Origin of the sequence: Rhodococcus sp. UFZ-B548 (assembly GCF_903819475.1) — a bacterium.
GTDB lineage: Bacteria > Actinomycetota > Actinomycetes > Mycobacteriales > Mycobacteriaceae > Rhodococcus_F > Rhodococcus_F erythropolis.
Genome location: NZ_CAIJDS010000118.1, coordinates 1 through 5,081, shown reverse-complemented (window position 1 = coordinate 5,081; position 5,081 = coordinate 1). Strand labels below are relative to the sequence as shown.

Annotated in this window: 4 protein-coding genes; 1 reads left to right on the top strand and 3 read right to left on the bottom strand. The window is 58.1% G+C overall.

Annotated elements, in window-relative coordinates:
• Positions 1 to 309 precede the first annotated feature (309 nt).
• Complete coding sequence (locus H7C86_RS36475) at positions 310 to 1,014, top strand: HNH endonuclease family protein (protein ID WP_174519535.1); 705 nt, start codon at positions 310 to 312, stop codon at positions 1,012 to 1,014.
• 43 nt (positions 1,015 to 1,057) lie between these two features.
• Here H7C86_RS36475 and H7C86_RS36470 read toward each other — a convergent pair whose 3' ends face one another.
• From H7C86_RS36470 to H7C86_RS36460, 3 genes are read right to left on the bottom strand one after another with little or no spacing between them, the layout of a single operon-like run.
• A complete protein-coding gene (locus H7C86_RS36470; RefSeq protein WP_047269065.1) occupies positions 1,058 to 1,657 on the bottom strand; it encodes a DUF6262 family protein in 600 nt (199 codons plus the stop codon).
• A complete protein-coding gene (locus H7C86_RS36465; protein WP_058037609.1) occupies positions 1,654 to 3,861 on the bottom strand; it encodes a site-specific integrase in 2,208 nt (735 codons plus the stop codon). The genes H7C86_RS36470 and H7C86_RS36465 overlap by 4 nt, the downstream gene beginning before the upstream one ends.
• Positions 3,858 to 4,964: a tyrosine-type recombinase/integrase gene (locus tag H7C86_RS36460; RefSeq protein WP_047269064.1), complete on the bottom strand. Its 1,107-nt coding sequence runs from the start codon at positions 4,962 to 4,964 to the stop codon at positions 3,858 to 3,860. Before H7C86_RS36460 ends, H7C86_RS36465 begins: the two co-directional genes overlap by 4 nt.
• Positions 4,965 to 5,081 lie beyond the last annotated feature (117 nt).

Here is a 5,081-nt window from a genome sequence, read left to right as displayed (position 1 = left end):
ATTATCTGCACGCAGTTTTGACATATCTCAAAACCTTGCTGGTAGGCCCCCATTGTTCGATGTCGACGGTGTGAGTTATGTGAGTGACGATGGTCAGTTCGTGTGACGGTCGACCGGTTCGACCGCACGGATAGGGACGATGGCATGTTCAATCACGCACGTGGCCGGTTGATTGGGTTCGGTGGATGTGTAGCACACCTGGTCTGATGTCGGGATTTCCCGACAATCATCCTCATGAGTTTTGTTGATAAGAGTGCAGATCCTCTGCACTGCATATGATTTAGGAGTTTCACGTTGCATAGTCGCTTGGTGCGTTCCCGTTCCCTCCTGGTTGCCGTCACTGCCTTGGTCGGGTTGTCGATTTCCGGTTGCAGTACGACGTTGGCGGATGTGATCCCAGCAGGATCGTTGTCTGTGGATAGCCCTGGTCAGCACGATGTTGATGTGGCTTCTTCCGTTGCGCTGTTGGAGACGCTTCCGGTGAAGGGGCGTGCTCCGAAAACTGGTTACAGCAGAGATCAGTTCGGTCAGGCATGGTCTGATGATGTCGATGTGGAGTTCGGGCATGACGGGTGCGATACGCGCAATAATCTGTTGGCTTCGCGGCTGACTGACGTGGTCTTCAAAGAAGGAAAGAAGCAATGTGTTGTTCTCTCTGGCACGTTGGCTGATCCTTACACTGGAAAGACGATCAATTTTGTTCGGGGACAGGATACTTCGACTGCAGTTCAGATTGACCATGTGGTCGCGTTGAGCGATTCGTGGCAGAAGGGTGCGCAACAATTGAGTCTTCAGGAGCGCACGAATCTGGCGAACGATCCCCGAAATCTGATCCCGGTGGATGGACCGACGAACGCGAAGAAGTCTGATTCCGATGCCGCATCCTGGCTTCCCCCGAACAAGGCGTACCGATGCACCTACGTCTCGAAGCAGATCACGGTGAAGTCGGTCTACCGCCTGTGGGTGACTCAAGCAGAGAAGGATGCGATGTCTGCCGTATTGTCCGCGTGTTGATTCACAGTTCCGCGTAGATTCCGATGCTTGCTGGGGTGTGTTCTTATGTGCCGATTGCTTCGATTCGTCGTGCTGGAGAAACGCTTTGAACCATCCTTTTGAGTGAGGCGCGGGCGGCGGTGAGCTCGTCCTGGAGTTCTTCGGTTCGTGTTGTCATGGTGTCGGCGCGTCTGCGTTCGGAGTCGAGGTCCGAGCGCAGCTCGGCTGCTATCTGTTCGAGCTCGTGGATACGGGCGAGCAGTGTGTCGTGCGGCAGGTGTTCGAGTTGGTTGCCGAGTAGTAGTTGCACTTTGGTCTCGAGCTTGGTTCGGTCCGTTCGTAGCGCCCGAACTTCCTCACGCGCCATCAACAGTTCGGCGTGAAGACTGTCCGCCGTAGCGGACGTGCGTCCGGCGCTGCTTCTGGTGGCGGTGTGGGAGTGCTCTTCTGTGGCGCGTTCGACGGCGGTTCGAATTGCTGCGGTGTTGTAGATGAACCATGGAGAAACGCCTGCGCGACGCGCTATTTCGCTGATGTTGATGCGTTCGCCAGCGGATGAGAGGTCGGCGATGACTGTCAGCGTTCTGCGTTGTTTGTCAGCGCTGTCACGTCGACGGGAGGCGATGAGCCGTTGGGTTCGTATGTCACGGTCATCGGCAGTCATCGTTGTTCGTCCTCGTTCGTGTGGGTGGTTACGGACTCGAGCGGTATGAAGGCAGCTGCGGTCCTCGCTTTCCTCAGTTCGCGGGAGGCGTTGTCGATGACCGCGCGTTGGTCTGCGGGCAGGTCGGCAAGCATTGCGTCCATCGACGAGATGACGTCCGTGAACGCGTGAATTTGGGCGTCGAAGTTGGTGATCACCCACGACGCGGAGTCGGTGGCGATTGCAGTTTCTTTGTCTGTGCGCAGCTCTGCGAGATGCTGCTCGATTGCGGGCCGGTAGGACGGGTCCGGTCGGTAGAAGGAGCATCCTGCGCACTGGAATCGGATCGGGCAGTGTTGGCCGCCGGCTTTGATGTTCGAGGGTTCGGTGCAGTTTCCGAAGGGCACGGCCACCGACTGTCGCTCGTACTCCGTTACCGACGTGAATCCCGCCGGTCGTCCGTGCCTGTCGATCGCGAACTTCGAAATCTCCTCGGTGGCTTGGCGTTTACGTTTGAGTGTGACGGAGAAATATCCCATGGTCGTGTCGACGCTGCGGTGATCCATCAATTCGCGTAGGACGTCCACCGGTGTGCCGTTGTCAGCGTGCCGCTGAGCGTAGGAGTGCCGCAATCCGTAAGGAGTGATCATTGATCTGTCGTAGAGAGCTGGGTTTCCGTCATCGTCGAGTCTTTCGTCGACAAGTTCCGGGATTGCATCGATCCAGATGGCGAAGGCCCGGGACCCGAACTGCGCACCGCTCAAGTGCCCGCGGCGAATGTTGTTGCGGGTTCCCGGCGTGGGAAAGAGCCAGTCGCACAGTGTGTCCGGAACAGACAGCGATTGAAGGTGGTCGAGCCATTGGTCGATCACGGTTGCCGTTGCAGTGCTGATCGGCAATCTACGCCCCATTCTGCGACGTTTACGGTTGTCGTAGACGAGTGTGGGCTTGCCGTCGACCCAGTCCAGGCATGAGCGTTTGAGCCCGACGATCTCACTCGGGCGTCGACCGGTGTCCCGGATGATCTGGTAGACCGTCTGATACATCATGGCGTAGTCGTCAGGGTTCCAGCCCGGCGCGGAGTACGTGGAGTGCCTACCCAGCAGCTCGAGGTGTTGATCGAGTTGTGCGATGACATGTTCGGGGATCGTGCGTCCGAAGTCGTCCTCGCTGGTCTCGACCTGGGCAATTGTGTGCGAACGCAGATCGAGTGCGAAGGAGCCGGGGATGTCATCCATTGCGCCCGTGCGGCGTGAGAACTCGAGAAGTCGGCGCCACCACCCGAGCAATGATCGTCGATGGGTGAAGGAATGGGGCTTGCCCTCTCGATCGGCGCTGGTGCGGAAACCCTCGACGACAGCGCTCATGTCACCGTGGTCGAGTAGTTCGGGGTGATCGCCGTTCGTGCGCAGCGAGAGTTGCCGTGAAGCGATTTCGGCGGCATGAACGGTGTGCCGCAGTGTCGTCACGGGTGGGCGTACCTCGCGGCCGAATTGTTTGGTGATCTCTCGAAGCCATCGCTGTCTGATCTCTCGGAAGTCCACAACGCCACCGGCCGCACTGTATCGCCGGTCCGGAGCAGCTTGCAGGCCCACGACGGCAGGTTTCCACACGTCGGCCATGGTGGGATCAGTACCGGAGTACACGACGTGCGCCCGCTGCAGATGTGTGACCAACGACCGGAACACACCACCGGCTGCAGCTCCGAGTGCCTTCTCGAACTGGCGATTTCCGGCGACATCGAGCAGTGAGCGACAATCCGGTGGGAGGTGGGAAACTATGCTGCGGATCCGCATCGGAACCAAGATGATCTGATCACGGTCACGCTGCTGCACTCCGTAAATAATCTCCGCCGCAACAGTGCCGTTCACCTCACTGAGTTCGAAATCGACTTTCGAAAAGGCTTTTTCGTCTCTTCGTGGAACCGAATCGGGGTCGAATGTCCGGTCGAAGAATGAAGGTGAGGTCCCGTTGAGCTTGCGGTGGCGTTCGCACCGCCTGCAACGGCGGTCGAAGATTTCCACGACCGTCATGCATCGGTCGACTCGGCACAGATAGACCGCTGTCATTTCGTTGTCGACGTCTCCGGTGAATACCTGTCGGCGTGAATCCCATTCCGCGACTCGCCATTGCGGGTCGATTCGTTCGATCAACCACGCTTTCCAGGTCTGTTCGTTTCCAGTCGAGAGGGCTCTTGACTCGACGGGTAGAGCGGTGATGCTCATATGCCCACTCTTTCCACTGCCGCCCTCAGGTCCTCCGCGTCGGGGTGTTGATAGATCGCGGTCGATGCTCGGCTCACATGACCGAGCAACGACTGAACCACGTCGATACCGGTGCCGTTGCGCGTCCAGATTGTGGCTGCCGTATGCCGGAACATGTGGGGCCGCAATCGGAAACCGGCACGGTTGCCGATCCTTTCCACAATCTGTTTTGCGTTCGAATACGACATCGGCGAACCGGCGTGATGCCCGAGAAGGTTGACGAACACGAAGTCCGAGGTCATTGCGGTGGGCACGCTGTCTCGTTCGAGAAGGTACTCGCGATACTGAGTGACCACCTCGTCGCTGACCGGTACGACTCGGGATTGTCCTTTAGCGCGGGCACCGTTCGAATTGCCTTCACGCCGAACAACATGAACATGAGGTCCACGTTCCTGGCATCCCAGATGAACCGAGGTCGGAAGGAAATGCAGGTCGCTACGGCGCGAACCCAATGCCTCTCCGATTCGGAGTCCGGAACGAACCAGCAACAGCACCAGAAAACGGTCTCGTTCGGTGTTCGCGGAGTTCAGAGCATGCGAAAACTGTTCTTCAGTAATAATTTCCGGAGGCTTTACGACTTCCGGCGCTTTGAGGGTTCTGGCACGAATCAGCCGATGCTGACCGGATTCACCTTCGTGGAAATCGCGGGGTGCGTAGGCCAGGTACTTGGGCTGGGACAGCCCAGAAACAACATCTGCGGAGACCAATCCACGCATTCCGCAGAACCTGAGGAATTCGACGACAGCGGTCATCACTGCGTTGACCGATCTGCCGGAGCGCAGCCGGTAGTGGACGGTTGGGGTGTGTTCGACGGCGAATTTGAAACGAGTGAGTTCACCTACACGAATCTCGTGCCAATCCAGTCCGCGACCGGCAGTCCAGTTCAAGAACCAACAGACCCGAGGAACGTATGCGCGGATTGTTTGAGGTGACCTTCCGGCGCCTTGCATGAACAGCACCCACTCGGAAGCCTCCGCGACCGGGCGCATGGATTCTTCGTCCACGATCACCCAACCCGACTGCCCCGTCGTCGGTGAAATGACCTTCTCTACAGCACACGACATCGCCACTCCTATGGCTGTCCCACCTGTGACATAGACGCTATTAGATAACCATGAGGGACAGGGCGACCGACACGCCGTGCCTACCGTGCCTTCATCCTGATGCGGCGCTAGAGATAA